The 26,925-nt window shown below is 45.9% G+C and carries 25 protein-coding genes; 20 read left to right on the top strand and 5 right to left on the bottom strand.

All coding sequences use genetic code 11. The annotated features are described in order from the left end of the window. The first annotated feature begins 360 nt into the window (after nucleotides 1-360). The 3 genes from helD to ABU165_RS12380 all read left to right on the top strand — a co-directional run bounded on the left by helD (nucleotide 361) and on the right by ABU165_RS12380 (nucleotide 3,821). On the top strand, nucleotides 361-2,619 hold the full coding sequence (gene helD, locus ABU165_RS12390; protein ID WP_318060185.1) for an RNA polymerase recycling motor HelD: 2,259 nt from the start codon (nucleotides 361-363) through the stop codon (nucleotides 2,617-2,619). A gap of 368 nt (nucleotides 2,620-2,987) precedes the next feature. Beyond that, nucleotides 2,988-3,509, top strand: a complete 522-nt coding sequence (locus ABU165_RS12385; protein ID WP_009795055.1) for a YtxH domain-containing protein — start codon at nucleotides 2,988-2,990, stop codon at nucleotides 3,507-3,509. 54 nt (nucleotides 3,510-3,563) lie between these two features. Then, nucleotides 3,564-3,821, top strand: a complete 258-nt coding sequence (locus ABU165_RS12380; protein ID WP_009795056.1) for a GlsB/YeaQ/YmgE family stress response membrane protein — start codon at nucleotides 3,564-3,566, stop codon at nucleotides 3,819-3,821. A 519-nt stretch (nucleotides 3,822-4,340) separates the two neighbouring features. On the opposite strand, the gene ABU165_RS12375 is transcribed toward ABU165_RS12380, so the two are convergent. After that, complete coding sequence (locus ABU165_RS12375; protein WP_009795057.1) at nucleotides 4,341-5,198, bottom strand: RluA family pseudouridine synthase; 858 nt, start codon at nucleotides 5,196-5,198, stop codon at nucleotides 4,341-4,343. Nucleotides 5,199-5,588: 390 nt separating this feature from the next. Here ABU165_RS12375 and ABU165_RS12370 point away from each other — a divergent pair, with 390 nt between their 5' ends. Further along, nucleotides 5,589-5,987, top strand: a complete 399-nt coding sequence (locus ABU165_RS12370; RefSeq protein ID WP_022543532.1) for a YhcU family protein — start codon at nucleotides 5,589-5,591, stop codon at nucleotides 5,985-5,987. A 1,063-nt stretch (nucleotides 5,988-7,050) separates the two neighbouring features. Here ABU165_RS12370 and ABU165_RS12365 read toward each other — a convergent pair. Then, on the bottom strand, nucleotides 7,051-7,521 hold the full coding sequence (locus ABU165_RS12365) for a thioredoxin family protein (protein WP_009795059.1): 471 nt from the start codon (nucleotides 7,519-7,521) through the stop codon (nucleotides 7,051-7,053). Nucleotide 7,522: 1 nt separating this feature from the next. Then, nucleotides 7,523-7,960 (bottom strand): disulfide oxidoreductase, encoded by a 438-nt coding sequence (locus tag ABU165_RS12360; RefSeq protein ID WP_009795060.1) that lies wholly within the window; start codon nucleotides 7,958-7,960, stop codon nucleotides 7,523-7,525. A 236-nt stretch (nucleotides 7,961-8,196) separates the two neighbouring features. On the opposite strand from ABU165_RS12360, the gene ABU165_RS12355 reads away from it, so the two are divergent. The 7 genes from ABU165_RS12355 (at nucleotide 8,197) to ABU165_RS12325 (ending at nucleotide 16,171) form a co-directional block, all read left to right on the top strand. Further along, complete coding sequence (locus ABU165_RS12355; RefSeq protein WP_101551062.1) at nucleotides 8,197-8,745, top strand: Rossmann-fold NAD(P)-binding domain-containing protein; 549 nt, start codon at nucleotides 8,197-8,199, stop codon at nucleotides 8,743-8,745. Between the two features lie 48 nt (nucleotides 8,746-8,793). Beyond that, a complete protein-coding gene (locus ABU165_RS12350) occupies nucleotides 8,794-10,332 on the top strand; it encodes a carbon-nitrogen hydrolase family protein (RefSeq protein ID WP_009795062.1) in 1,539 nt (512 codons plus the stop codon). A 227-nt stretch (nucleotides 10,333-10,559) separates the two neighbouring features. Beyond that, a complete protein-coding gene (locus ABU165_RS12345) occupies nucleotides 10,560-12,314 on the top strand; it encodes a phospho-sugar mutase (protein WP_035403176.1) in 1,755 nt (584 codons plus the stop codon). Between the two features lie 165 nt (nucleotides 12,315-12,479). Continuing rightward, nucleotides 12,480-13,598 (top strand): GAF domain-containing sensor histidine kinase, encoded by a 1,119-nt coding sequence (locus ABU165_RS12340; protein ID WP_022543533.1) that lies wholly within the window; start codon nucleotides 12,480-12,482, stop codon nucleotides 13,596-13,598. 11 nt (nucleotides 13,599-13,609) lie between these two features. Beyond that, complete coding sequence (locus ABU165_RS12335) at nucleotides 13,610-14,245, top strand: response regulator (protein ID WP_009795065.1); 636 nt, start codon at nucleotides 13,610-13,612, stop codon at nucleotides 14,243-14,245. Nucleotides 14,246-14,392: 147 nt separating this feature from the next. Then, nucleotides 14,393-14,923, top strand: a complete 531-nt coding sequence (locus ABU165_RS12330; protein WP_009795066.1) for an NADPH-dependent FMN reductase — start codon at nucleotides 14,393-14,395, stop codon at nucleotides 14,921-14,923. A 9-nt stretch (nucleotides 14,924-14,932) separates the two neighbouring features. Further along, nucleotides 14,933-16,171 carry an MFS transporter gene (locus ABU165_RS12325; RefSeq protein ID WP_101551058.1) on the top strand — a complete coding sequence of 413 codons (1,239 nt, stop codon included), beginning with the start codon at nucleotides 14,933-14,935 and terminating at the stop codon, nucleotides 16,169-16,171. A 33-nt stretch (nucleotides 16,172-16,204) separates the two neighbouring features. On the opposite strand, the gene ABU165_RS12320 is transcribed toward ABU165_RS12325, so the two are convergent. After that, nucleotides 16,205-16,453, bottom strand: coding sequence for a YhdB family protein (locus ABU165_RS12320; RefSeq protein WP_022543534.1), 249 nt, complete (start codon nucleotides 16,451-16,453; stop codon nucleotides 16,205-16,207). A gap of 212 nt (nucleotides 16,454-16,665) precedes the next feature. Between ABU165_RS12320 and ABU165_RS12315 the strand changes: the two genes are divergently transcribed. From ABU165_RS12315 to ABU165_RS12285, 7 genes are all read left to right on the top strand, one after another. Then, nucleotides 16,666-16,986, top strand: coding sequence for a DUF3889 domain-containing protein (locus ABU165_RS12315; protein WP_009795069.1), 321 nt, complete (start codon nucleotides 16,666-16,668; stop codon nucleotides 16,984-16,986). Nucleotides 16,987-17,083: 97 nt separating this feature from the next. After that, a complete protein-coding gene (locus ABU165_RS12310) occupies nucleotides 17,084-18,499 on the top strand; it encodes a SpoVR family protein (RefSeq protein WP_318060261.1) in 1,416 nt (471 codons plus the stop codon). Nucleotides 18,500-18,623: 124 nt separating this feature from the next. Continuing rightward, nucleotides 18,624-18,920 carry a hypothetical protein gene (locus tag ABU165_RS12305; protein WP_318060186.1) on the top strand — a complete coding sequence of 99 codons (297 nt, stop codon included), beginning with the start codon at nucleotides 18,624-18,626 and terminating at the stop codon, nucleotides 18,918-18,920. Between the two features lie 308 nt (nucleotides 18,921-19,228). Continuing rightward, nucleotides 19,229-20,359 (top strand): NAD(P)-binding domain-containing protein, encoded by a 1,131-nt coding sequence (locus ABU165_RS12300; protein WP_318060187.1) that lies wholly within the window; start codon nucleotides 19,229-19,231, stop codon nucleotides 20,357-20,359. A 12-nt stretch (nucleotides 20,360-20,371) separates the two neighbouring features. Beyond that, on the top strand, nucleotides 20,372-20,824 hold the full coding sequence (locus ABU165_RS12295; protein WP_009795074.1) for a MarR family winged helix-turn-helix transcriptional regulator: 453 nt from the start codon (nucleotides 20,372-20,374) through the stop codon (nucleotides 20,822-20,824). Nucleotides 20,825-20,851: 27 nt separating this feature from the next. Beyond that, entirely contained in the window at nucleotides 20,852-22,216 is a 1,365-nt protein-coding gene (locus ABU165_RS12290; protein WP_318060188.1) for an NAD(P)-binding domain-containing protein, read from the top strand. A 55-nt stretch (nucleotides 22,217-22,271) separates the two neighbouring features. Next, complete coding sequence (locus ABU165_RS12285) at nucleotides 22,272-23,489, top strand: MFS transporter (RefSeq protein ID WP_318060189.1); 1,218 nt, start codon at nucleotides 22,272-22,274, stop codon at nucleotides 23,487-23,489. A 206-nt stretch (nucleotides 23,490-23,695) separates the two neighbouring features. On the opposite strand, the gene ABU165_RS12280 is transcribed toward ABU165_RS12285, so the two are convergent. After that, nucleotides 23,696-24,187 carry a PCYCGC motif-containing (lipo)protein gene (locus ABU165_RS12280; RefSeq protein ID WP_269147780.1) on the bottom strand — a complete coding sequence of 164 codons (492 nt, stop codon included), beginning with the start codon at nucleotides 24,185-24,187 and terminating at the stop codon, nucleotides 23,696-23,698. A 228-nt stretch (nucleotides 24,188-24,415) separates the two neighbouring features. On the opposite strand from ABU165_RS12280, the gene ABU165_RS12275 reads away from it, so the two are divergent. Then, nucleotides 24,416-24,781, top strand: a complete 366-nt coding sequence (locus ABU165_RS12275; RefSeq protein ID WP_009795078.1) for an ArsR/SmtB family transcription factor — start codon at nucleotides 24,416-24,418, stop codon at nucleotides 24,779-24,781. Beyond that, on the top strand, nucleotides 24,778-26,913 hold the full coding sequence (locus tag ABU165_RS12270) for a heavy metal translocating P-type ATPase (protein ID WP_148950893.1): 2,136 nt from the start codon (nucleotides 24,778-24,780) through the stop codon (nucleotides 26,911-26,913). The genes ABU165_RS12275 and ABU165_RS12270 overlap by 4 nt, the downstream gene beginning before the upstream one ends. The last annotated feature ends 12 nt before the right edge of the window (nucleotides 26,914-26,925 follow it).

Genomic DNA, 26,925 nt, shown 5'->3' with positions numbered 1-26,925 from the left:
GCAAATTGCTGTTCCGGTTAGTTACATAGTATACCCGCTATCCCGCTAAAGAAGCTCTTTCATCCAAAATTTGTGGCGATTCCCTGCCTCAGCTCCAGCAAAAAACCCCCCAAACGAAAATATTTTATATGAAATTTGTCGAATAAGGTAGCATTTCGCTCAAAATTTACAAAAACTTAATATAAATACTATACTGGCTGAGAATTTATATGGTAATATCCTGAGAATTTACATTTTTTCCAGCTGAAACAGAAAGGTGTTGTAAGTGGTTGACTTTTCTGATAATATAACTTTCTGCTCCTTACAAGCCCATATAAACTTCTTTCTCAAGCGGCTGAATTGGAATGAAAGGAGAAACATATGACATCAGACCAGCATCCCGATTATCAGAAGGAAAGTGAACGGCTCGATTTTACCAGAAAATATATGGAGGCTGTCATTAAAACAGCTGAATCCAGCAAAGACCAGTTCAAGGAAAATATGAAAGAAGCCTTTCAGGACACGGACTGGCTCGAATCAAGCTTAAGCTATTCCTCCATTTTGACAAACGCCCGTTTTTTTGAAATGTCCAAAGATGAGCTGTCAAGCCTTCGAAATGCCCATCCAAAGCCTTATTTTGCCCGGCTTGATTACCAGCATAAAGGCCAGGAAGAGAAGGAGAGTCTGTATATTGGAAAAACCTCGCTCTATTCCAGGGAAAACCAGGAGCAGATTATCGTGGACTGGAGGTCCCCGATTGCCAATCTCTATTATGAAGGCAGGCTTGGAAGGGTCGAATATGAGGCCTACGGTGAAAATTATGATGGCCAGCTGACATTAAAAAGACAGCTAATGATTGAGGATGGCATTCTGGAGGAAATCCGGGACATCGATCTAACCACTACCGACGAACTGCTTCAGGATTCCCTCGCCAAAAGCTCCAGCAGCCGGCTGACTGAAATTATTTCAACGATCCAGGAAGAGCAAAACCGCATCATCAGGGCTGATCTGAACAAGCCCATCATCGTCCAGGGAGCAGCGGGAAGCGGAAAGACAACCATCGCCCTCCACCGAATCAGTTATTTCATCTATCAGTACAAAGAGAATTTCCTGCCGGAGCAGCTGATGATCCTGGCTCCGAGCCAGCTGTTCATAGACTACATATCAGAAGCATTGCCTGAGCTAGGTGTGGAAAGAGTCAGGCAGACAACGTTTCCCGAGTATGTCCTGCAGTGCCTATCCGGAAATTTCTCCATTGCAGAGGACAGGAAGCTCATCCAGCTTCTTGAAGAAAAAGAAGAAGGATTCGGGCTCAGAGTTTCAGAAATCAAGGGATCCCGGGTGTTCAAGACCGTTTTAGATCAGTACTTAAAGAGCATCTCTTATACCTTTTATCCTTCTGACGACTTTATGGCGGATAAGTTCCGCCTGTTCAGCAGAAAGAAATTCATCAGGCTTTTTCATGAAGATTATCATTATCTTCCCTATTTCCGGAGGCTTGAAAAGCTTAAGAGCATCCTTCAAGGCGATTTGAAAAGGAAGAAAAAGAATATCCTCGCCAAAATTGAAGCCTACTATGATGACCGGATTGACAGGGCCATATACCGCGGCAAGGATCAGGATAAAAGAAGGGAATATGTCTCGCATGCCCTTGATCAAAAAGCCGGGCGGCTGGAGGAGATCCAAAAGAGCATCAGAAGGGCTGTGCCCGACTATATGAAGCAGTTTCCGAAAAAGAAGGCGCTGGATTACTATCGTGAGCTTTTCGAGGATCCGTCAAGGATCGTCCGTTTTTCAGGGAATGAACTGACAAAAGGCGAAGCAGAAGAATTATGCAGCTACTCACTTTCCATTCTCTCCAAGAAGAAGGTTGAACGGGAAGATCTGGCTGCCCTTCTGTATCTGCAGACAGAGCTTTACGGGGTTGATAAAGATTTAAAGGCAAAAAATATTGTCATTGATGAAGCCCAGGATTACAGCTATATGGAGATATATGCTCTAAAAAAGGCCTGTGATACAGATATGTTTACGCTGGTGGGAGATCTCGCTCAGGGAATCCACTCTTATCGGGGGCTAAAGGCTTGGGAACCGGTCTTCACCGAGATATTCCCGCGTGCTACCTATACTGAGCTGCAGAAAAGCTATCGGACGACAATAGAAATCATGGAAAAAGCAAACCGCCTGCTGAAGCTCCTGCCCTACTCCTTTCCGCAGGTGGAACCTGTTGTCAGGCATGGTGAGAGCCCGTCTTTTATAGAAAGAGAAGAAGGAGCCGGGCTCGCGCGGCAAATTGCAGAAAAGGTAAAGGAGCTGCGGGGAGAACAGCTAAAGAACTTTGCTGTCATCGGTAAAACAATGAAGGACTGCCAGACTTTATTCGATTATTTCAAGGAAGAGACTGATGAAAAAGTCCGTCTGCTTGCAGAACGGGAAAGCATTCCGAAGGATGAAATCGTAATTGTCCCTTCCTATCTATCCAAAGGACTGGAATTTGATGCAGTATTCATTGTTTCGATACATGAAAAATATGATGCATCTTCAGAAATCGATATTAAGCTTCTATATGTGGGAATGACCAGGCCGCTCCACCGGCTGTACTTTTACGGAGGGGAGAAGGCCGATTTCCTGCTTGAAGAATAAAGCGTGCAGAAGAATCCTGTTGAACAGGATTCTTTTTTGTTAGGCACAAATTCTGCTGGTGGAAAATTGGGCTCGTTTTAGAAAAAATCTTTGCAGAAAATCAGTTTTGGACAAGTTTTCCAGGGGAAGAAGATAATTACAATATCGGCGGAAGCCGTTTATATAAAATGGGCGGCTGCAGCGGGAGCAGCCGCTTTCGGTTTTTCTAGAACATTTTGGCGCAGAGACAAGACCAACTATCTTGTTTTCCCGCTGTGTAAAAATTCACCCTAGCAAATAAAGGAAAGAAGACGCATGTTTTAGATTTTGAAGCTGGGGTAATTTATTTGTACAAGCAGCAAACAACAAACCGAAAAGGAGGGTGATGATTGAAAAAACTCTATTCGGTACCGATTATTGCCATCTTAATATTTCTTATAGGCTGCAGCAACGGGCAGGAAGCTGAGCAGGAACTGAATCAGGCGGCTGATGAACTGGAACAGTCAGCTGAGGAAGTTGCTCAATCTGCCAAAGAGAAGACCGAAGAGGCTGCTGATGATGTTAAAGAAAATGCGCCTGATACGATTGATAAGATTAAAGGTGCATTAGAGGAAGGCAAAGAAACTGTTAAGCAAGAAATGGTCGAAAAAGGGGATACTGTTAAAGCGGAGGAGGATTTTTACCTCGCTGCGACCCCAGAAGCCTATGACAGTCTCTACGATTTCATCCAGATCAATGATTACGATGGAATCAAACAGCTGGAAGAAGAAAAGGATGCGCTGCTTGTAGAAAAAGGAACCGAACTTGAAGTGCTGGACCGTGATCCGGTCCGTGTAAAAGTGGCGGTAAAGGCCGGAGATGAAGAAGGCTTTGCGCCAGTCAATCTGTTAGAGCCAGCTGGCAACAGCTGATGCTTTTATAAACTTAATTCTGCAAAACAAAAAACTAATTAGGAGTGAGAAATTATGTTAAGTTTTCTTTGGGCATTAATTATTGGTGGAATCATCGGGTGGATTGCCGGCATGATCGTAGGAAGAGACATTCCGGGCGGCGTAATCGGTAATATTATCGCAGGTTTCGTTGGAGCTTGGTTAGGTACATTGATTCTTGGCGACTGGGGTCCTGTCGTAGCTGACTTTGCTATTATCCCTGCCATTATCGGTGCTGTTGTTCTGGTATTTGTACTAAGCTTGATCATGAAAGGTATGCGTAAAGCAGACTAATACAAGAAAGCCCCTTTTTAGGGGCTTTTTTGTGTTTGATTATCTATTTGTTTCACTAGGGTGTAGTGGAATCTTTTGTTTGGTTTTTTAGGTGGATAGAGGGTCTGAGTTGATTCAACTGGACTAGAACCCTCTGCAGGGATATTAAGAGTCCAGAGGGTCTTAGTCAGCTGGACTAGAGCCCTCTGTGTGGCTTTTAAAAGTCCAGAGGGTCTTAGTCAGCTGGACTAGAACCCTCTGTAAGGCAATTAAGAGTCTAGAGGGCCTTAGTCAGCTGGACTAGAACCCTCTGCAGGGATATTAAGAGTCCAGAGGGTCTTAGTCAGCTGGACTAGAACCCTCTGTAAGGCAATTAAGAGTCTAGAGGGTCTTAGTCAGCTGGACTAGAGCCCTCTGTAAGGCAATTAAGAGTCCAGAGGGTTTTAGTCGGCACGACCGGAACCCTCTGTAAGGCTTTTTGCAGTAAAGAGGGTCTCAGGTGGCTCAGCATGAATCCTTCATTTGCTTCTGCAGAAAGATTTAAAGCTCCTCCGGCTGAAAGCCTCTGAACATTTCCGGGCAGTCAGTTACAGGTGCGTAACAGACCACTGCTTCCTCTGTAAAGGGATGCGGAACCTCCAGCTTGGCAGCATGAAGGGCCTGCCGCGGAAAGGCCGGGCTGCCGCCATACAATCTGTCCCCGGTCAATGGGTGGCCCATATCACTGAAGTGGACCCTGATCTGATGGGTCCTTCCTGTTTCCAGCCGGCAGGATACAAGGGTCTGCTGCTCTCTTGGAAATATTGCAGCAACTTCATAATGAGTGACCGCATCCTGACCGCCTGGGGAAACTCGCCTTCTTGTAGGGTGATGCCTGTCCCGCCCAATGGGCTTGCGGATCACCCCTTTTTTTTGTTTAATGACCCCGTCCGCCATGGCGATATAGGTCCGCTTGATTTTTCTTTCCTTAAGAAGCTGATCAAGCATGCCTCCTGCAAGTGCATGCTTGGCGAACAATACAGCACCGGTTGTATCTTTATCAAGGCGGTGGATGTGCTTGACCTGGCGGTACTCCCCTTTGGCCAGGAGATGAAAGGCAGCTGCGTTGGCAAGCGTGTCTTCCTGCATCGGCTCATTGGGGTGAGTATCCATGCCGGCAGGCTTGTTGAGAATCAGCATATGATCATCCTCATACAGCACGTCAATTTCATGGTATGCAGGCTTTACGCCGAAATCTTCTTCAGCAAAAAGCTTTAGCCCCAGCCTGCTGCCTTCAATAAGCGGTGATGTCCAGGCAGGAGCTGAGCCGTCCACTAATATGCTTTTTTCCATTCTCATCAAATGGATTTGCTTTTTAGGGGCCTTCCAGCGGCTGCGGAGAAGCTCCTCAAGCGTCATGCCCTCCCAGTGGCTGGGGATTATAATTTCAAACCATTCACCTTTTTTCTTCGTAATGATACAAAGCCCTCCTTCAGCCAGTATTTTCCTATAATAGTAAGCCGTTAATTCACATATAAATCATACATGAAAAATGTTTCCATGCAATGGATGCCGGCAGCCGATTCATATCTCCCCAGTATGCTCCAATATTGTATAATTGTAAGCGGGTAAGCCAAAAGACATATTTTTATGTAAAAAAAAGCGGTTTCTTTATTCGTGATTTCCTAGGCTATGTAAAAAAATGCCGTCTCTATGGGTATAATTACCACCCTTAGAGATTCGGCTGATATGTTATTCTAGGATTATATGTTACGAAATGATTACAAGGATTACAAAGGTGGGTTTTCAGTGAAAGTAGTTTTTGCATCGACTCCTAACCAGGAAGAGAGGATCAGGGAACTGGTAGATTATTTTTATACATCTATTTTTCCTGCTTATTTTTCAGATGAGGATATTAAAGAGTTTGAAAAGCTGAAGGTGCTGCATACTTCTACCAGGCATTTTGAATATTTCGGGACTTTGAAGGAAGCATTTCAGGTGATCGCCAGCCTGCAGACGCTGATTTCTATCCTGGAATCTTCTGATCCGGAAAACCGATATGAGGGCATCTTTCAGAAGAATGTACATATCCTGAAAGATTTCGGATTATTCTTTCCTTTCGGCTTTAGCTCTTTTATTGATGCAAAAGAGCTGAAGGGTGATATGTTTAGTGTGTATACGAAAGCGGCGAATGAGCTTTTGGTTTAAAATGGGGCAGAAGTAGTGAGTTTGAAGAACGGGAAGGAGCGGGGGTGCTTCTTCCTGTTTTTTTATAGTGTTTTATTTAATATGGAGCTGTTTGTTTCCGTTCCGGGCACTTCGCTTTCCGTGGGGCGGCGCTCAGCCTCCTCAGAGCAAGCTCCTGCGGGGTCTCAGCTTTGCCGCTATTCCCCGCAGGAGTCTGCATGCCCTCCACTCCAACCAACAGGGGCGTTGAGAGTTTTGCAGCTCCTGCTGACTTTAATAGGGTAGTCCAGACAATGGTTTCTAGTTCTAATCCTATTTAAAATCAAAAAGATTTTATTAGATTTGCGCTATAACCAAGGCTGTTGATCTGCACTCCAGGCACTTCGCTTTCCGCGGGGCGGAGTTGAGCCTCCTCGCGCTTGCGCGCTGCGGGGTCTCAACATTTCCGCTGCAATCCCGCAGGAGTCTGCGTGCCTTCCGTTCCGATCAACAGGGTTTTTGATAATTTTGTGGCAAATGGCACCTCATTATTCCTATTTAAAATCAAAAGATTTTATTAGATTGCGCTATAACTGAGGCTGTTGATCTGCACTCCAGGCACTTCGCTTTCCGCGGGGCGGAGTTGAGCCTCCTCACGCTTGCGCGCTGCGGGGTCTCAACATTTCCGCTGCAATCCCGCAGGACTTTAAATTATCTTCCGCGTGCTTGCATCGCACGAAGAAAATGAGCATGCATTTTATGAGGAGTCTACGTGCCCTCCACTCCAACCAACAGGGCTTTTTAAACTTTGGTACATTTCTGCAAAACCAATAATCGGGACTAAAGATTCGTTTCAATCTCTTTTTCAGGAGCACTAGATAAATAAAGTCTTAAGAGGTATAAACCCGCTAATTGTTGGACATCCTGCATAACAACCAGCTCCTTCCGTAATGCAGCTCTGATTCGGGAATGTCTGTAACTGCAGACATTCCGGCCGGATTAACCTGCGATGTTACGAGTAGGGGCTTGTTTATTAACAAAAAATTTTAAGGTCTTTTTGATATACAACGTAAAAACGGGAAGGAGCGATCCTTCCCGTTTTTTCTTATTTAGAATTCTCGTTAAACCATTCTTCGAATACTTCTTTGTCTTGTGAGCCTGTGATTCTGTTTGTTTCTTTGCCGTCTTTGTATTGGACGATTGTTGGTGTTTCGTTTATGTTGTAGTTGTCCCAGCCGTTTTCGAATTCCCACAGGTTGAATTGTACAAGGTCGACTCCCATTTCATCTGCCAGCGGGGCGACAACAGGGGTTGTCCTTTGGCAGTGCGGGCATGTAGGGCTGAAGAAGTAGACGGTTGCGTCTTCTCCTGCTTCAAGCTTTTTCTCCAGTTCATCCGGGAGAATAATGTTCTGGTAGTTCGGATCATCGAGCTGGTCGATTGTTTCAGACTTCAGATTCTCTGTTCCGTATGGGTTATTGCCGGATACCTTTTCTTTATTCTGCATACTGGTGAGCACTGCCACACCTGCAAATAGTGCTATGATTATAACTAAAAATATAATGACTTTCTTCAAATCACACTGCCTCCTTTGTTTTTTTCCAGATGATCAAGCTTGTTATAAAGATAATGATAAAAGCTGTAAGCGCAAGCAGGGGAATCGTAATGAATCCCAGCCAGTTGATATATTGCCCTGTGCATGGGACCCTGCCGCAGGAAAGGGCATTTTCGCCAAGGAATGAGACCTTCTGTATAGAATAATGATAAATAGATATGCATGCACCGGCAGCGGAGAGGATCATTGTATAAAAGCTGATTTTAAAGTCTTTTTTAATCACAGCGATCCCGAGTATGACGGCGAGGGGGTACATGGCGATGCGCTGGTACCAGCAGAGTGCGCAGGGCTCATAATGGCGGACTTCAGAAAAATAGAGGCTTCCGAACATCGCCAGGATGGAGGCTGCCCAGGAAAGGAATAAAAGGTTTTCCCTCGGATCTTGTTTTGGCTTATCCATATGCTTCTCCTTTAATTGGTTTATGGTGAAATTATAAAGAGATTCTCCGGACTTGTAAATTCCCTTGAATTAAAGACACCTAATCTTCACATTTTTGCAGTGTTCAGGACAGCATGAGTGAAGATGTGCAGGCATAAGCTGTTAACGGCAGCCGGAAATTCCTTCTTTCATTCTACCATTGATACAGGGGCGAGCATCAGTCCTAATATTATCCTATCTGTAAAAGGAGTATTAATATGAAAAAACATGCGTTAGTCATTGGCGGAACGGGTATGTTAAAAAGAGTGATTGAATCGCTCTGCAAAGAAGGATTCCATGTCAGTGCAATGGGCAGAAGCCATGACCATTTTTTAAAAATGATGGAAGAAATTTCTGTACCTGGAGACGTATCTTTTATACAAGCAGACTATTACAGTCCCGTCCAGTTCCAGGAAGGCTTGATCCAAGCTGTTCTGGACCGGGGGACGTTCGATTTGGCCGCCGTTTGGATGAGAAGCGATGCTTCGGACAGCTTCCAGTGGCTTTTGCAGTACATAGCGAAAGATGACAAGTTTACAGAGCTGTATGAGATTAAAGGCAGCCATGCTTCGAGGGAGCCTTTCAAAGGCCTGGAAACTTCCTCTCTCAAGTGGATGAGGATTATTCTTGGATTCCGTTTTGAAGGGGAAAAGGCCAGATGGCTTACCCATGAGGAAATTTCTGAGGGGGTGCTGAAGGCAATCAGCCTGAAAGCCTCCTTATTCACAGCGGGCGTGACGGAGCCTTGGGAGAAAAGGCCCTCATAGTGTAAATGCCATTAACATGCAGCGCGAATAAGAGGAGATGCAGACAGTATGTCAAAATTGGATTTGAGTAAATTTGAGAAGAAAATGATCATACGCAATACAAGGGCTGAAGATATTGATAAAATCATAGCCCTGCAGGAGCTATGCTTTCCCGGGATGGATCCGTGGAAGCGGGAGCATCTGGAGAGCCATCTGGAAGTCTTCCCGGAGGGCCAGTTTGTCGCAGAATATGATGGCGATATCATCGGGTCCTGTTCCAGCCTGATCATCAATTTCGATGAATATGATGACAGGCATTCGTGGAGCGATGTGACGGATAATGGCTATATTACGAACCATAATCAGGATGGGTATAATTTATACGGCATTGAAGTAATGGTGCACCCCGATTTCCGGCGCATGAAAATCGGCTACCGCCTGTATGAGGCACGGAAAGAACTGGTGCGGCAGATGAACCTGAAAAGCATCATCATTGGCGGCAGGATCCCGAACTATCATAAATATGCCGGGGAAATGAGCCCGCGCGAGTATGTAAGCGAGGTATCCCGCCATAAAATTTATGATCCGGTCCTCTCATTCCAGCTCCTGAATGAGTTCACTCTCATGCGGATCAATCCTAATTATCTGCCGGATGATGTCCAGTCCAACAAATATGCGACCCTGATGGAATGGAATAATGTCGACTACCTGCCAACAACGAAAAGATTCTATAAAACAAGCTATCCAGTAAGGATTTGTGTGGTTCAGTACATGATGAGGCAAATCAGTTCATTTGATGATTTTGCAAACCAGGTGGAATATTTTACAGACGTCGCCTCAGATGCAGGGGCCGATTTTGCGGTTTTCCCTGAGATATTCACCACGCAGCTGATGTCATTCCTTGATGAAAAGTCACCCAGCCTTGCAGTGCGGAGGGTTACAGAGTACACAGAAGAATATATCGAGCTGTTTACCGATCTGGCTGTCAGATATAATGTCAATATCATCGGCGGCTCCCATTTCGTCAAAGAGGATGATGATGAAATCTACAATATTGCCTATCTTTTCCGGAGAGATGGCACGATTGAAAAGCAATATAAGCTCCATATCACCCCGAATGAGCGTAAATGGTGGGGGATCAGCCGCGGGGATGAAGTGAAGGTATTCGATACAGACTGCGGAAGGATTGCGATCCAGATCTGCTATGATATTGAATTCCCTGAGCTTGCCAGGATCGCAGCAGATAAAGGCGCAAAGATTATTTTTACCCCGTTTTGTACAGAAGACCGCCAAGGCTATCTGCGTGTCAAGTACTGTGCACAGGCAAGAGCGGTCGAAAATCAAATCTATACGGTCATTTCGGGAACGGTCGGGAACTTGCCGCAAACGGAAAATATGGATATCCAATATGCGCAGTCAGGCATTTTTGCGCCGTCAGACTTTGAGTTTGCAAGGGATGGCATCGTCGGAGAGACCAATCCCAATATCGAAATGGTGCTGATCGGGGACGTGGACCTTGAAATCCTCAGGCGCCAGCGCCAGGACGGGACAGTCCGCCAGCTGAAGGACCGGCGCCATGATATCTATAAGATTCATTACAAAAAATAACATCAGCAGCCTGCCTTTCACTGGCAGGCCTTTTTCTATATAATATAATTGCGGAAAATTGTCGTGAAAGCTCGAAAGGTTTCAGGAGGAAATTCGCGGGCCGCAGCAGAATGTATAAAATAAACAGTCCCTGTGAAGGGATGAACAAGTACATAACAGAAAAGCAGAACGAGCGCCAGATGCTTTACTGCAATCAGCCTGTTGAGAGGCAGCCGGGAGGTAAAGAGATGGACTGGAAACAAAAAGCGGAAAAATGGCTTGGATATGCAAATATGGACAGCAGCCTGCAGCAGGAGCTGGCAGAGCTTCGCTTGGATGACAGCAGGATGGAGGATGCCTTCTATAAAGATCTGGAATTCGGCACAGGCGGCATGAGGGGAGAAATCGGCCCCGGCACGAACAGAATGAACATCTATACGGTCAGGAAGGCAGCAGCCGGACTTGCTTCCTATATTGAAACATACGGGGCAGAAGCTAAAAAAAGAGGCGCGGCAATCGCGTACGATTCGCGCTATATGTCAAAGGAATTTGCAATGGAGACGGCTAAAACGCTGGCAACGCGCGGAATCCGTGCTTATGTATTCAATGGTTTGAGGCCAACGCCTGAGTTATCCTTTGCGGTCCGCTATCTGCAGGCATTTGCCGGTGTTGTGATCACCGCAAGCCATAACCCGCCTGAATATAATGGCTATAAGGTATACGGCGAGGATGGCGCACAGCTGCCTCCTGAAAGCGCAGACATCGTCATAGAAAAAGTCAATGAAATTGAAAATGAGCTGCTGATAGAGGCGGCTGAAGAAGAAACTCTGCTGGAGCAGGGGCTCATTACGATGATCGGGGAGGAAGTAGACCAGGCTTATCAGGAAAAGCTCAAAACCATTTCTGAAAATCCGGCCCTCGGCAGTGAAACAGACATAAAAGTAGTATTTACCCCGCTGCATGGCACCGCCGGTAAGCCAGTGCAGGACATACTGGCAGCAATGGATTACAGGCATGTTTATACCGTTGAGGAGCAGGCTGTTCCGGACCCGGGCTTCTCAACTGTCAAAAGCCCGAATCCGGAAGAGCATGCCGCATTTGAACTTGCAATCAAGCTCGGCAATGAGGTTGGGGCAGATCTTCTGATCGCAACAGATCCTGACGCAGACAGGCTTGGAATCGCAGTCAAGGATGACAGAGGGGAATATACCGTTCTGACCGGGAATCAGACCGGCGCCATTCTGCTTCACTATATTCTGAACGAGAAGAAAGCAAAGGGAACGCTTCCTTCCAATGGAGCGATGCTGAAAACGATTGTTACATCGGAACTGGGTGCAAAAATTGCCGAGTCCCATGATGTAGAGGTCATGGATGTGCTTACGGGCTTTAAATTCATCGCTGAGAAAATCAATGCTTTCTATAAAGAAAACAGCTACAAATTCCTGTTCGGCTACGAAGAGAGCTATGGCTATCTGATCGGCGATTTTGCCCGTGATAAAGATGCCGTCCAGGCTGCCCTTCTGGCGACAGAAGCATGCGCTTTCTACAAGAAAAAGGGTATGTCGCTGTACGATGCACTGATGGCTATCTACAAGGAATATGGCTATTATCTGGAAGGGCTCAGATCTCTCACCCTTAAAGGGAAGCAGGGGGCCGAGCTGATCCAGGAAACGCTGGCTTCCTTCCGAAGAGATCCGATTGAAAGCCTGGGTGAATGGAAGGTCCTGAGGATGGAAGATTATCTGACAGGCCTTGCAAAGCCGGCCACAGGCGAGGAAGAACCAATCGGCCTGCCGAAGTCCAATGTCATCAAGTATCTTTTTGAGGACGGTTCATGGATCTGCCTGCGTCCTTCCGGAACAGAGCCGAAGATCAAATTCTATTTCGGAGTCAACAGCACAGGACTGGAAGAGAGCAGGGAAAAGCTGGCTAAGCTTGAAAACGAGTTCATGAATCTGATTGATGAAAAAATGAAAAAGCTTGAAGAGGCCAAGAAGGCCTGACCAAAGAAAAGGCGGCCGTTCTGCAGAGCAGAATCCGCCTTTTCTTCTGCGCATTTTTAATAAAGAAGCTGCAACTTTAGCCGCAGACGCTCCTCATCCAAAATGCGAAGGCCGAACTGTTCACAAAGCTTTATAATAAAGAGAGTAAAAATGGGAGGCACGACTATGACCATGGAAGACCGGCTTTCTGAAGTGAAAATATTAAAAGGAATCGCAGAGCTTCTCAATGAGGGGACGGATATAAAGTCAGTTTTGCCGGAAGTGCTGAAGAAGCTGCTTGAAGTGACAAATCTGGAAACAGGCTGGATCTTTCTGATTGATGGGGAAGGAGGATATCATCTTGCCGCAAAAGAGCGGCTTCCGCAGGCCTTGTCCTTAAATCACTATGCGCCAATGTGCCAGGGAGGCTGCTGGTGCGTTGACAGATTCAATAATGGCAAGCTGAATAAGGCGACCAATATTATCGGCTGCAAGCGGATTGAAGAAGCGATTGAAGAGGGGCGCGGAGATACGAATGGGCTGACCCACCATGCCAGTGTCCCCTTGAGGGCAGGGGAAGAGAGGTTCGGCATTCTTAATATCGGCTCCCCTCATAAAACCAGATTCTCTGATGGGGAGCTGGCATTGTTGGAATCAGTTGCGTTTCAAATAGGCACGGCCCTTAAACGGATTGCCCTGACCCAGAGGGAGCAGGAATTGGCTCTTACGGCTGAGAGGAACAGGCTTGCAAGAGACTTGCATGACTCTGTCAATCAGCTGCTGTTTTCTGTGAATTTAACGGCAAGGGGCGGGATGGAAATGGCCGAAGGGGCTGAAGTGAAGGAAACATTTTCTTACATACAAGATCTTGCCCAGGAGGCGCTCAGCGAGATGAGGGCACTGATCTGGCAGCTTCGCCCGCGCGGCCTTGAGAACGGGCTTGTCAGCGCCCTGAAGAATTATGGCCAGATGCTCGGCCTACAGGTAGAGGCAGAAGTAAAAGGAATCATTGCCCTCCCGGGGAAAATTGAAGAAGCATTGTGGAGAATGGGGCAGGAAGCCTTCGGAAACTGCAAGAAGCACTCAGGCAAGGATATGGTGCGGCTTTTTGTGGAGAAAGACAGCAGCAGAGTCACAATGATCATAAAGGATGCAGGCTGCGGATTCTACTATCATAAAGGAAAAGGCCTGCCTACTATGGGACTGAACAGTATGAAGGCAAGGACAGAAATGCTTAGCGGCAGTTTCTCTATCAAAACTGCGCCAGGCAAAGGGACAGAAATACAGATAAGCATACCAATTTAAGGGGGATTATGATGAAAGTGCGCGTGCTGGTGGCTGATGACCACAATGTTGTCAGAAGGGGTCTGATTTTTTTCCTTAAGACGCAGAAGGAGATTGAAATTGCGGGGGAGGCAAAGGACGGGCTGGAGGCAGTCGAGCAGACAGGGAGACTAAAGCCGGATATAGTCCTCATGGACCTGGATATGCCGAATATGAATGGGATAGAGGCAACAAGAATGATCAAACAGAAATACCCGGAAACAAAGGTTCTAATGCTAACCAGCTTTTCCGATCAGGACCATGTCATTCCGGCACTTGAGGCAGGGGCTTCCGGATACCAGCTGAAGGATATTGAACCGGATGAGCTTGTCAAGGCGATCGTCCAGGTTACGCAAGGGGAAAATCAGCTGCATCCAAAGGCAACCTCCCACCTGCTGTCACATCTGTCCAATAAGGATAAGAAGAAAAGCCCAATAGATGAACTGACAAAAAGGGAACTCGATGTATTGAAGGAGATAGCGAAAGGGAAAAGCAACAAAGAAATCGCTGCCTCCCTTTTTATCACAGAGAAAACGGTCAAGACACATGTATCCAATCTGCTGTCAAAGCTCGAGATCTCGGACCGGACGCAGGCAGCACTGCTGGCTGTGAGGGAGAAGCTTGTTTAATACGGCTCCATCCAAAGTTGTAGGTGCCTGAATTTTCAGTTAGACTAAATGTGTATGTAACATTAAAACAAAGCGACGATTTCCGCGGTGCAGTCTCTCCCTATAATAAGAACATAGAGAAGCTACAGAAAAGGAGAGAGAACTAGCATGAAAATTGCAGTATTTAGCGGAAGTCCACGAAAAAAGGGCAGAACAGGAATCGCTGCCCGTTATATTGCGAAAAAGTACGGAGCAGACCTGATTGATTTAAGCCTGGGTGAGATTCCCCTTTACAGCGGGGAGCAGCACCAGTACGAGCTGACGGCTGTAAAGGAGCTGCGCCAGAGGGCTGCAGAGGCAGACGGGATCGTTCTTGCTTCGCCTGAATACCACAGCGCCATGAGCGGCGTGCTGAAAAACGCCCTTGATTTTCTGAGCAGTGATCAGTTCGCACATAAGCCGGTTGCACTGCTCGCTGTATCCGGCGGAGGAAAAGGGGGCATTAATGCCCTGAATAATATGAGGACTGTTGGAAGAGGGGTCTATGCAAATGTGATCCCAAAACAGCTTGTGCTCGATCCTCACTGCTTTGATTATGATAATGACGGGCTGAACGAGGAGCCGGCAGCTCTCGTCGATCAGCTGATGGATGAACTGAAACTTTATGTAAATGGCTATGTCCAGATGAAAGGCAAGTAAGGAAAAAGCATGAATGGATTGTACCGCGATCGTCGCTTCTGCTTTATTGTTGCTGCCAATATTCTGTCTTCCATCGGGTCTGGGATTACCATGATTGCAATTCCCTGGCTGCTTGCATCCGGTGAAAACGGCGGGAAGGTTTTCGGTTATGCGGCCATAGCCATGACCATCATCAATTTTGCTGTTACACCGTTTTTTGGCCAGCTGATTGACCGCTTTTCCCGCAAAAGGATACTTTTGTTCGGGGAAGGAGCAGGCTTTATCATAATCGCTGCTTTTTCCGCAGCCGGCTATTTTGGACTCGATTATGAAACAGTCCATCTAATCATTCTGTACGGGGCTGGAAGCCTTTATTATACATTGTTTTATCCCGCCATCTTTGCATTCAACCAGGAAATTTTCGACCCTTCCCACTATAGAAGGCTCAATGGCGCCATGGAGATTCAGGGCCAGCTTTCAAGCGTGGCAGCGGGGGCGCTTGCAGCGGCCATCATATCCACTGTCCCTCTGGAGCGGCTGCTGCTGATTGATGCTTTGACCTATCTGGGAGCATTTGGGCTGTTTTGGCTGATTCCTTATACCTCAGGAGAAAATTCTGTTAAACAGCAGGGGAAAGTGAAAGCTGGAGGCGGTCTGCTGTTTCTTAAAGCAAGTCCGGTGCTGTTTGTCTTCCTTTTTGCTTCAATGATGCCTTTTATTGGCGTCATGGTGACCAATTATCTGTTCCCTGTTTATATCGCGGATATTCTGCAGGCTGATGCTTCGGTATATGGAACCCAAAGCATGATTTATGGGATAGGAGCCGCATTGGCCGGACTCGCTGTTCCGGCCATCGCTTCCCGGTGGGGCAATGAAAGGTCGATGATTCTGACGATCGGTGCCTATACAGCAGCCATTTCGGTCATTGTTTTTATAAAAGATGTTCCTGTCTTCTTGTCCTTAGCGATCTTCCTTGCCTTTGGCAATGCTGGAACAAGAGTGGCCAGGAATGCACTGATGATGGAAAGGGTGCCGAATCATCTGATCGGCAGGACAGACAGCCTTTTCCGGTCCATGGGGCTTTTAATCCGGACGCTGCTGCTGCTTGTTTTTACCGGGCTGTCAGGAGCCCCCAGCATAGCTTTCAGTTTTTATATTCTATCCTTCCTGCTTATTTTTTCCTTCGCAGCAGCTGTTATTGCAGGAAAGCTGCTCCAGGAAGGACAGCAGGAGAAAACAATAGGGGAAGCAAAGGAAAACACGGCCTGATTGACCGTGTTTTTTTTGGTGGAATTCTTTTTGTTATATTGACAAAGGCTCCTTGAACAGGCTGTCCTCTGAAATTTCATTTGCATGATCGATATATCTCAGCAAAGAATACAAATGCTTTTCGATCATGGAATAGTCTTTTTCAAAGTTATACGCATGCAGGAAATGCTCAATTTTCTTGGAAAGGAACTGGTCCTGGGTTCGGACCATTAATATCAGGAGATTATCCCATTCTGAACGGTGTGTGTAGTATAACGCCCGGTCATAATCGACTTTATTCATCTGGCTCACCCTCCTATGTTGAGGAGATGATATTAGTTTGCGCCCTTCAGTACAGATTTCTCTCAGCAAATCTTGGTCTTCCTGATACAGCGCGTCTTTCATCTTTTACCTGTATAGAACAAGCAGTGCAGGATACTTCTCGGCAGTAAATGACCATGCATAAAGTCTGCAGTTCTGAAGAAAGCTAATGAAAAAAGATGGAGGATTGAAAAATGAAAAAACATTTTCTTTCTATGCTGCTTTTTGGATTTTTATTATCAGCACTTGCTTCTCCGGCAGCCCTGGCTGTGCAGAAGCCTGATTATGAAAAATTCGGCCGCATAGCGACTTCCGTGATCAAAGAGGATTATCCCGGGGAAGAAGTCGTCGACTACCAGTACCAGGGGCGTCAGGCATTATCAGAGAATACGGCAGCAGATCTGTTCGAGTTTCAGGTAAAAGAAGGACAGAAAACAAAGACAGTTGTCGTAAGGGTGTCGCATGACACTGTCAATGATAAATTGATCAGCTTGTCGGTGGAAGAGAAAAAGTAGGCACTAAGGGACTCAGGATGCAGAGTCCCTTTTTATTGATTCATCAATCCCGTCCTTCTCTCATAAATTGAGATAAGAAGATGAAGGAGGAGAGATGATGAGAGACACCGACCGCAAAGGCCTTGAGCATGCCATACAGGAAATAACCGAGATTGCCACGGGTTTCGGCTTGGATTTTTATCCGATGCGGTATGAAATATGCCCTGCCGATATCATTTATACATTTGGCGCCTACGGGATGCCCACACGATTTTCCCACTGGAGCTTTGGCAAGCAGTTTTATAAAATGAAGCTTCATTATGACCTTGGCCTATCAAAAATATATGAGCTTGTCATCAATTCAGATCCCTGCTACGCGTTTCTGCTTGACTCGAATTCGCTTATCCAGAATAAACTGATTGTGGCCCACGTCCTGGCCCACTGCGACTTTTTCAAGAACAATATCCGTTTCCAGAATACAAAAAGGGACATGGTGGAGAGCATGTCTGCAACAGCAGAAAGGATCCGCCAGTATGAAATCGAGCATGGGAAGCATGAGGTGGAAACCTTCCTGGATGCTGTGCTAGCCATCGAGGAGCATATTGATCCAAGCCTGATGCGGCCGAAGCTTGCCTGGAGCGCGGAAGACTTTGAATATGAAGAAGAGGAAGCACCGGCTGCGACTCCTTACGATGATCTCTGGAATCTGGACAGCAGAAGCAAAAAGAAGCCTGAGAAGAAAAAGAAGCTGAAGAAAATTCCCCCGCAGCCTGAAAAGGACCTCCTGCTGTTTATTGAATCATACAGCCGGGAGCTTACAGACTGGCAGCGGGATATACTGACGATGATGCGCGAGGAAATGCTGTATTTCTGGCCGCAGCTGGAAACGAAGATCATGAACGAAGGCTGGGCATCCTTCTGGCACCAGAGGATCCTCCGCGAGATGGATCTGACCAGCGATGAATCCATTGAATTTGCGAAGCTTAACGCAGGGGTGGTGCAGCCTTCGAGGACTAATATCAATCCATATTATCTTGGCCTGAAAATTTTCGAGGATATTGAAGACCGCTATGACAATCCTTCAGAGGAAATGAAAAAGCGCGGCGTCCAAAGCGGAGCCGGCAGGGAGAAGATGTTTGAAGTGCGCGAAGTCGAATCAGATATCTCCTTCCTGCGCAATTACCTGACAAAGGATCTTGTCATGCGGGAGGATATGTATCTGTTTCAGAAGCAGGGGAAGGATTATAAGATCGTGGACAAAGGCTGGGAAGAGGTAAGGGATCAGCTTGTCAGCATGAGGGTCAATGGAGGGTTCCCATACTTAACAGTCGCAGACGGAGACTATCTGAAAAACGGGGAGCTGTACTTAAAGCACGGATTTGAAGGAATTGAACTGGATCTGAAGTACCTTGAGAAAGTCCTTCCTTATGTTCATCAGCTCTGGGGGCGCAGCGTCAATCTCGAAACGATCGTTGAGGGCAAGCAGATGCTGTTTACCTATGACGGGAAAGGGATACACAGGAAGTATTTGTAGGGATAAAAAAAACGGGGAGCCGTTCGGCTTCCTTTTCTTTTGGGCAAAATCCGTTTAAAAAAAAGGATTTACAGGGGAATTAAACGAAATGTGCTTCTAAGAAGAAAAATGGAGGTACAGATCCATGAGGAATAGGAGCTTATCTATTTTTGAAGCTGCAGTTCTACTGGCCATTTTATTCATCCTGACCAATCCTTCAAAACAGGACTATCTGGAATTTAGTGAGAAGCAAACTGGAGAACCGCCTCCGGCAATCGTTAAAGCAGAGAGAACGAATTTTCTTTTTTTCTCTTTCTATACGCCAAATGTCCACCATGAACAGGGTATCACACATTTGGGGATCTTCAGCGGTTTTCATCAGGTATCTGATGGTCAATTTGATGATCCATGGTGGATGAAGTTGCTTGATTTTTTCAAGTGAAATCCTTCTGCATGTCATTTCTTTTTTTCTGGCCCTCCATAAGGAAGAGGAAAGCATATTGACCAAAAATCCAACAAAACGAAAAAAGCTTCTATAAGTCCATCACTCATTTCCTCTCATGCTGCCGGTTTATTAAAAAGATATGAGAGCAATTGGCTGCTAAATACATCAGGGCCTGCTGGCTTTCTTTTTTTTTTTTTTTTTTTAAAAATACTTGTAAATTTCAACTAAAAGTATTATAAATTAATTATAAGTATTTTATTTATACATAAATTTACTCAATTTTGTAAACTAAAGGAGAGGTTATTATGTTGGATGTCATCATTATTGGTTCTGGGCCTTATGGAATTTCACTTGCTGCCCATGCATTGGGAAATGGTCTTTCTTATAAAATTTTTGGATATCCTATGGATTTTTGGAAAAATCAAATGCCGCAGGATATGTTTATCCGAACCCCGCATGATTTTGTGAGTTTTTCTGATCCTGAGGATAAGTGGACAGTACATCAATTTGCAGCGGAAACAGGGATACAGCTTGTGACTCCTCTTCCGCGTACGATTTTTACACAATATGCCAGCTGGTTTGCGGAGAAAGCAGGAATCATATTTACTCCTCAATTAATCACTCATGTTTCCTTTAAGGAAGGCATCTATGAAGTTGTTTCAGATTCAGGCGAAAAGCATTTTGCCAGAAATGTAGTTGTTGCAACGGGAGTTGAACATTATAAATACTTGCCGGAAATGGTTAAAAATTTTTCCCCGAAGCTGGTTTCCCATACTTCCGGATACACAGACTTCTCCGCTTTTAAGGATAAAAAGGTTATCGTGCTCGGAAGCGGACAGAGTGCATGGGAAGCAGCCGGTCTATTAAAGCGTGAAGGAGCAGAGGTGGAGCTGGTGTACAGAGCCGCATCACCTAATTATGCCGGAAGCAGAGAAGCTGAGATAGAACTGAGGGATCTGGGTAATGTATTCTTCCATCTCACTGAAGATGAAAAGAAAGAAGAATGGGGCCAGTCGCCAGGGAGTATTGCCCATTTCTTAAAACCATATGTCGACGGAATCGTTCCCCAAAGGGCAAATGTACAAATTCAACAGATAAAAGAACAGGATGGCCAGTTGCTGTTAAAGTTGTCTGATGGGACAGAAAAGCTGGCGGACCATCTCCTGTCAGCTTCAGGGTTTCATATCGATTTAGACAAAGCCTATTTTATCAATGCCGAATTGCGTGAGCAAATTGACAGGGAACAAGGTTTTTCCCAGTTCCCAAGATTGAGTGAGTCATTTGAATCGAATATACCTGGACTTTATTTTGCAGGTCCCCTTTCATCCCATAGTCATGGTCCGACATTCAGATTTATATTAGGCCTTAGAAAAACAGCTTGCTCCATCATTTCCGGCATCACGGAAACGAAGGAAAAAAAGATTGCATTGATATAGGGAGGGACTAGCATGAGAGAATCATTTCAATCCATTACCAGAAGCTTTGGACTGCTGAACAAAGTGTGCTGTTCTGTAGATGGAATAGATGTATCCGCGATTCAAAGCCATATCCTTTATGAAATAAGCGTCAATCATAATCCGTCCATGCAGTATGTCGCTGATCTTCTGGGTGTGGAAATTGCCACTTTTTCGAGGCAGATTCAGACATTAAGCAAAATGGGGCTGGTTGAAAAGCTTCCATCCAAAGAAGATAAAAGGGCGAGCATCCTTTCATTGACAGACTCAGGAAAGAAGGTTGCAGATGGCATTGATGAGCAGGTGAATACCTATCTGGAAGATGTCTTTGCCCGTATGAATGATTTTGAGCGGGATATTGTCCAGCGATCCGTCCGCCTTCTGGCGAATGTCATGACAGAATCCCCGGTATGCTGCGGAGACAGGAAAGACAATAAAGGCTGTTAAAAATTTTGCTTAAATAGAGGAGGACATATGATGAAGAGGGTTAATGAGGGGCAATTGCCTGTTGCGATTATTGGAGGAGGTCCGGTCGGTCTTGCAGCAGCAGCCCATTTAGTGAAAAAAGAAGAGCCATTTATATTATTTGAATCCGGTGATGGTGCGGGTTCCAGCATAAAGGAATGGAGCCATGTCAGAATGTTCTCCCCCTGGCAGTACAATGTGGATGCTGCAGCGAAGGAATTGCTGGAGGCATCAGGATGGGAAGCTCCGGATGATCAAGAGCTGCCTGCAGGCAAGGAGCTTATCGAGCGGTATCTGCTTCCTTTAAGCAGCCTTCCGGCCATAAAGAAAAACATTTTATTACAAGCAAAAGTCACCGGTATCGCAAGAAAAGCACACGATAAACTCAAAACGGGAAAGAGGGACAGCGCTCCATTTCAAATCTATGTGGATGTTGAAGATTCCACAGAATTATTCGAAGCGAGAGCCGTAATTGACTGCTCAGGTACATGGACTAATCCCAATCCTATATTATCGAATGGAATCTGGACGAAGTCAGAAAGAACGCTGAGAGACCGCATTCATTATGGTATCCCTGATATTCAAAAGCAGGGAAGCAAATATAAAAATAAAACCATTGCAGTGGTGGGCAGCGGCCATTCTGCCATTAACGGCCTCCTTGAACTGGCGAGGCTTAAAGAAGAATATCCTGATACAGCTATTCACTGGATACTTCGAAAAAAGCATATAGCTGAAGTGTATGGCGGGCAGGAAAACGATGGGCTGCCTGCCCGCGGAGAACTCGGTATCAGAATTCAGCAGCTTGTGGAGTCCGGGGCTGTGAAGGTTTTAACTCCGTTTCATATCAGCAAGGTCCAATCAGTCAACGGTAAACTAGCCTTAATCGGAGAACTGAATGGAGAAGAGATGTCCATTGGGGATATTGATGAAATTGTGGCGGGCACGGGGTTCCGGCCGGATACAGCATTCCTGCATGAGGTGAGGCTGCAGCTGGATGCTGCAGTAGAAAGTGCCGGGGAACTTGCACCGCTGATAGATCCGAATATCCATAGCTGCGGGACCGTCCGGCCGCATGGGGAAAAGGAACTGCGCCAGCCTGAGAAGGACTTCTATATTGCAGGCATGAAGAGCTATGGCAGGGCCCCGACTTTCCTGCTTGCGACAGGCTATGAACAGGTCCGTTCCATAGTAGCGTATCTAACCGGCGATAAAGAAGGCGCAAAAGAAGTGCAGCTTGAGCTGCCCGAGACAGGGGTATGCAGCACGAATATCCAATCAAGCTGCTGTGTGTCTGACACCATGGCTGCGAGCGCCGGCCAGGAATCTTGCTGCGGACCTGCCGTTGTCGCTTCGCTGGAATTAAAAAATTTATAAGTCAGCACAAAGGACCAGCCAAACATGACTGGTCCTTTTGAAAGGGGAGGGCAGAATGCAGACTGACAGGCAGACTATAATAGGCATGGCCCTTTTGACCGCAATCTGTATGGCTGGTGATTCTATGCTTTATATTGTTTTGCCGGTCCATTGGAAAGAAGCGGGGCTTTCATCTTTGATCCAGGTCGGCGTATTACTTTCTGTTAACCGCTTTGTGAGACTGCCGCTGAATCCGCTCATTGGTTTTTTCTTTAAAAAGGTCACATTTCGAAATGCGATGTACATAGCTGTTATTTTTAGCGGCATCACGACCTTAGGATATGGTGTGGTGAAAGATTTTGAATTGTGGATTCTTCTTCGGTCAATCTGGGGGTTCTGCTGGTCCATATTTAAGATTGGAGCTTATTTATTGATATTACAGCTTGCAGCGGACAGCAATCGGGGCCAGCTCATGGGGTTGTATAACGGGCTGTACAGGCTCGGAAGCCTGTTCGGCATGCTTCTAGGGGGTCTGTTTGCTGATTTGTTCGGGATGTCAGCCATCAGTATGATATTAGGGTTTTCTGTTTTCATCATTCTTCCTTTCCTGCATCTATTTCTTCCTGAGGCTCTGCATACAAATACGCCAAAACAAACAGGACCAACCATATATGAAAATGTGAAGCTGCTTAAGGAACCAGAATTAATCAGGATTTTTCTGACAGCCTTCCTGGTGATGATGCTTCTTGATGGGATGCTGACAGCAAGCTTAAGCCATTTGATTGAAATTCAATACTCAGATCAAGTCAATATCCATGGGCTGGCCATAGGGGCAGCTGCTTTAGCTGGCATTATGCAGGCAATCAGATGGGGAATTGCTCCTTTCGTCGTGTCAAAAGTAGGATCTGCATTGGACAGAACAGATGAAAAACACAAGATACTGCTGTCATTTTTAGGTGTGGCTGCGATTCTTCTGGCGGTGATTCCCCTGCATCTGCCGATTGCAGTATGGCTGCCTTTTTTACTTTTGCATCTGCTGACCTCTTCAAGTCTTATTACCGTGATGGATACACTTATGTCTCAATATTGTTCTAAGTCTTCAGGGAAAGTCTTTTTTATGACATCTTATACAATCGTAATTGATCTGGGAGCAGCTGTAGGGCCAATCTCTGGATATTCGTTAGAAAAAGCAATAGGAATGGCAAATGTTTTTTGGCTGGCTTCAGGCATCATGCTGCTAATCATCTTTATGTGGAAATTTTTTAAACCCACAGAATTATCCTGTGCCAATTGAGGCAGGTTAACGAAAGGTAGGTAAGCATGTGCGTGATGAGATAGGAGATCGCATCAAGCGGTTCAGCGAAACTGGCGTTTGAGTCAAGCGCAGGTCTTGGCTTAAGTAAGAAATGTGAAAATGAAAGCAGCTCCTGTTAAAATTCAAAAATAGAAAGCACACATCTGCAGTTTCAGATGTGTGCTTTTCCTTTGCCGCCAAAGCTTTTACACTTCAGGCATTGGGGTAGGAGTTGATTCAATCCCTGTCCCTTTATATTTCTCATCGATCATTGTACGGATATCCTTAAGAGGTGTCCCTTTATTAAACTCTGATTTAGCCTCACGGGCTATGTCTACACAGACCCCTCAGCCAAAGCCCATTGTATCAAGGGAAACGGTGCTGCCGCTGACACTGTCAACAAAGCAATTGGTATTGCTTTCGTGGCCATCTTCCTCGTAGCAGCCGCAATAGCATGGCATATAATTAAGTACCTCGGGATGCTCGACTGCAAACTGATAAGCTTCCAGTATTTCCGGGCTGTCTGTGTAAGTGGTCACGGCCGCCCAATCATTGCTTCCCAGGGTATAAGTTAATTCTGGAGCACCCTGATCCTTATGTTCATCTGAATGGCCTGCATGTGAGGAATCCTCCTCTGCAGAAGAACATCCTGCCGCAAGCGTAATAGCAGCAAGAATCGGAAAAATAGATCTCTTCATCGAACCTCCCTCTCTCTTTAAATCTTCTTTTACTATGCTAGCATACAAAAAAACCTCTCAATGAAACAATCCTTATTGAACAAATGTCAGAAAGGATTTTTGCTTTTTCAAAAAATAGACACATACTTCACAGAAATTTTCCCGGAACATTCAAACAATTATTTGACCGTTTGCCAATAATTGCATAAACTAATAATCAAATACATGTTTGAATGTTGAGGTGAAGCTATGAAGCAGAATGACATTTGTGAAGTAAAATGTGTGGATGAAGTAAAAGTTAAACGTATAAAGAAAAGCATTGAAAAAGAAAATACACAGGCAGTTGCGCAAATATTCAAAGCGCTGTCCGATGATACCAGGGTCAAGATTGCTCTTTCCCTTTGCCATGAACAGGAGCTGTGCGTATGTGATGTAGCCAATATTGTCGGCAGTACGACTGCTACAGCCTCCCACCACTTGCGCCTGCTGCGCAATCTTGGTTTGGCAAAATACCGCAAAGAAGGCAAGCTCGTTTATTATTCCCTGGATGATGAGCATGTGAAGCAGCTGATACGGATTGCCTTCGAACATCAAAAGGAGGTGGCCGGCCAATGAGTGAGTCTTTGGGGAAATCTATTGATAAAACGGTCTATAGAGTGCAGGGCTTTTCCTGAGCAGGCTGTGCAGCTAAGTTCGAAAAGAACGTAAAACACCTGGATGGTGTTTCTAATGCAAATGTAAACTTTGGCGCTTCAAAACTGACTGTATACGGAGACGCCACGATTAAGGAACTGGAAAAGGCCGGTGCCTTTGAAAACCTGCGGATCATCCCTGAGAATCAGCGGTTTGAAGAAAAGAAAGAGCCTTTTTGGCAAAAGCATTCTTATGTTATAGCTTCCTTCGTCCTGCTGATTATCGGCTGGGCAGCTGGACACATGAACGGCGAGGAAAGTTTGTTCTCTGCCCTGGCGTACGCAGCTTCAATAGCAATCGGCGGCTGCCGTCTTTTTATTACAGGCTTAAAAAACCTTTTCCGCCTCCAGTTTGATATGAGGACGCTGATGACCATAGCGGTCATTGGTGCAGCATTTATAGGTGAATGGGGGGAAGGGGCCACTGTTGTCATATTATTTGCCATCAGTGAGGCCCTGGAAACCTATTCAATGGATAAAGCACGCCAGTCGATCCGGACGCTGATGGATATAGCCCCTAGGGAAGCGCTGATCCGCAGGGGAAATCAGGAACTGATGGTTGAGGTGGAGGATATCCAGCTTGGCGATATCATGATAGTAAAGCCAGGCCAGAAAATTGCGATGGATGGAACAGTGGATAAAGGCTTATCTTCTGTTAATCAAGCTGCCATTACGGGTGAATCTGTCCCTGTGTCAAAAACAAAGGGAGATGAAGTATTCGCTGGGACGATAAATGAAGAAGGTGTCCTTGAAATTAAGGTGACCAAGCGCGTAGAAGATACAACAATAGCCAAAATCATTCATCTTGTTGAAGAAGCCCAGGCCGAAAGAGCCCCTTCACAGGCATTTGTCGACAGATTTGCCAAGTACTACACACCAATTATTATAATGGTGGCATTCGGTGCGGCAGTTGTTCCGCCTCTATTTTTTGGTGCTGATTGGAGCGAATGGATCTACCAGGGGTTGGCAGTGCTGGTGGTTGGCTGTCCGTGTGCCCTGGTCATTTCAACTCCGGTTGCCATTGTGACGGCGATTGGCAATGCTGCTAAAAATGGAGTACTGATCAAAGGCGGAATCCATCTGGAGGAGATGGGGGGCATAAAAGCCCTGGCATTCGATAAAACAGGGACCCTCACAAAAGGGAGTCCCGCTGTTACAGATTTTATCCCTTCTCCAGGGACTGACTCCAAACAGCTGCTTTCTGCTGTGGCTGCCCTTGAGAACGGCTCCCGGCATCCATTGGCATCAGCCATCATGAAAAAAGCGGAGCAGGAAGGGCTGGACTATCAAAACATTGAAGTGGAGGACTTTGCCTCCATCACGGGAAAAGGAATTAAAGGCAAGATAGGTGGTGAAACCTGCTATGTCGGCAGTCCAAATCTTTTTGATGAAGTACTGCAGAATGGAATTCCTGAAGAATTAAGAACGGTGATACTGGACCTGCAAAACCAGGGCAAGACAGTGATGGCAGCAGGAACTCCAGCTGGAATAATGGGAGTGATTGCTGTTGCAGATGTGCTGAGGGAAAATAGCAGGGATGTCATTCAAAAGCTTCATGCATTAGGAATTGAGAAAACTATTATGCTGACAGGTGATAATCTTGGAACGGCAAAAGCCATTGGAGTCCAAGCGGGGGTAACCGACATCAAAGCCGAATTGCTGCCTGCAGACAAACTTTCCTATATCAAAGACTTGCGGGAGAAATATAAACGTGCCGGCATGGTGGGAGACGGTGTGAATGATGCACCTGCACTGGCTGCTTCAACAGTTGGGATTGCCATGGGAGGCGCTGGTACGGATACAGCTCTTGAAACGGCTGATATTGCACTGATGGCTGATGACCTCGGGAAGCTGCCTTTTACGGTTAAGCTGAGCAGAAAAGCAATGACGATCATCAAGCAGAACATTACATTCTCGCTGGGCATTAAGCTTGTGGCCCTGCTGCTCGTCATTCCCGGCTGGCTTACTTTATGGATTGCCATCTTTGCTGATATGGGCGCAACATTGATTGTCACGCTGAATGGGCTGCGGCTTTTAAGAATAAGGGACAAATAGATCTGCAGGAAG

The organism is Cytobacillus sp. T106, assembly GCF_040492155.1.
GTDB lineage: Bacteria > Bacillota > Bacilli > Bacillales > Cytobacillaceae > Bacillus_AB > Bacillus_AB infantis.
Note: the sequence above shows the minus strand (reverse complement) of the source record. Positions and strands in the feature narration are given on the sequence as shown.

Bases quoted from the DNA above. Each gene is read 5' to 3' on its own strand.
- helD (WP_318060185.1), top strand. From the start codon at position 361: ATGACATCAGACCAGCATCCCGATTATCAGAAGGAAAGTGAACGGCTC.
- ABU165_RS12380 (WP_009795056.1), top strand. From the start codon at position 3,564: ATGTTAAGTTTTCTTTGGGCATTAATTATTGGTGGAATCATCGGGTGG.
- ABU165_RS12375 (WP_009795057.1), bottom strand. From the start codon at position 5,198: ATGACGCTTGAGGAGCTTCTCCGCAGCCGCTGGAAGGCCCCTAAAAAG.
- ABU165_RS12360 (WP_009795060.1), bottom strand. From the start codon at position 7,960: ATGGATAAGCCAAAACAAGATCCGAGGGAAAACCTTTTATTCCTTTCC.
- ABU165_RS12355 (WP_101551062.1), top strand. From the start codon at position 8,197: ATGAAAAAACATGCGTTAGTCATTGGCGGAACGGGTATGTTAAAAAGA.
- ABU165_RS12350 (WP_009795062.1), top strand. From the start codon at position 8,794: ATGTCAAAATTGGATTTGAGTAAATTTGAGAAGAAAATGATCATACGC.
- ABU165_RS12345 (WP_035403176.1), top strand. From the start codon at position 10,560: ATGGACTGGAAACAAAAAGCGGAAAAATGGCTTGGATATGCAAATATG.
- ABU165_RS12340 (WP_022543533.1), top strand. From the start codon at position 12,480: ATGACCATGGAAGACCGGCTTTCTGAAGTGAAAATATTAAAAGGAATC.
- ABU165_RS12335 (WP_009795065.1), top strand. From the start codon at position 13,610: ATGAAAGTGCGCGTGCTGGTGGCTGATGACCACAATGTTGTCAGAAGG.
- ABU165_RS12330 (WP_009795066.1), top strand. From the start codon at position 14,393: ATGAAAATTGCAGTATTTAGCGGAAGTCCACGAAAAAAGGGCAGAACA.
- ABU165_RS12325 (WP_101551058.1), top strand. From the start codon at position 14,933: ATGAATGGATTGTACCGCGATCGTCGCTTCTGCTTTATTGTTGCTGCC.
- ABU165_RS12320 (WP_022543534.1), bottom strand. From the start codon at position 16,453: ATGAATAAAGTCGATTATGACCGGGCGTTATACTACACACACCGTTCA.
- ABU165_RS12315 (WP_009795069.1), top strand. From the start codon at position 16,666: ATGAAAAAACATTTTCTTTCTATGCTGCTTTTTGGATTTTTATTATCA.
- ABU165_RS12310 (WP_318060261.1), top strand. From the start codon at position 17,084: ATGAGAGACACCGACCGCAAAGGCCTTGAGCATGCCATACAGGAAATA.
- ABU165_RS12305 (WP_318060186.1), top strand. From the start codon at position 18,624: ATGAGGAATAGGAGCTTATCTATTTTTGAAGCTGCAGTTCTACTGGCC.
- ABU165_RS12300 (WP_318060187.1), top strand. From the start codon at position 19,229: ATGTTGGATGTCATCATTATTGGTTCTGGGCCTTATGGAATTTCACTT.
- ABU165_RS12295 (WP_009795074.1), top strand. From the start codon at position 20,372: ATGAGAGAATCATTTCAATCCATTACCAGAAGCTTTGGACTGCTGAAC.
- ABU165_RS12290 (WP_318060188.1), top strand. From the start codon at position 20,852: ATGATGAAGAGGGTTAATGAGGGGCAATTGCCTGTTGCGATTATTGGA.
- ABU165_RS12285 (WP_318060189.1), top strand. From the start codon at position 22,272: ATGCAGACTGACAGGCAGACTATAATAGGCATGGCCCTTTTGACCGCA.
- ABU165_RS12275 (WP_009795078.1), top strand. From the start codon at position 24,416: ATGAAGCAGAATGACATTTGTGAAGTAAAATGTGTGGATGAAGTAAAA.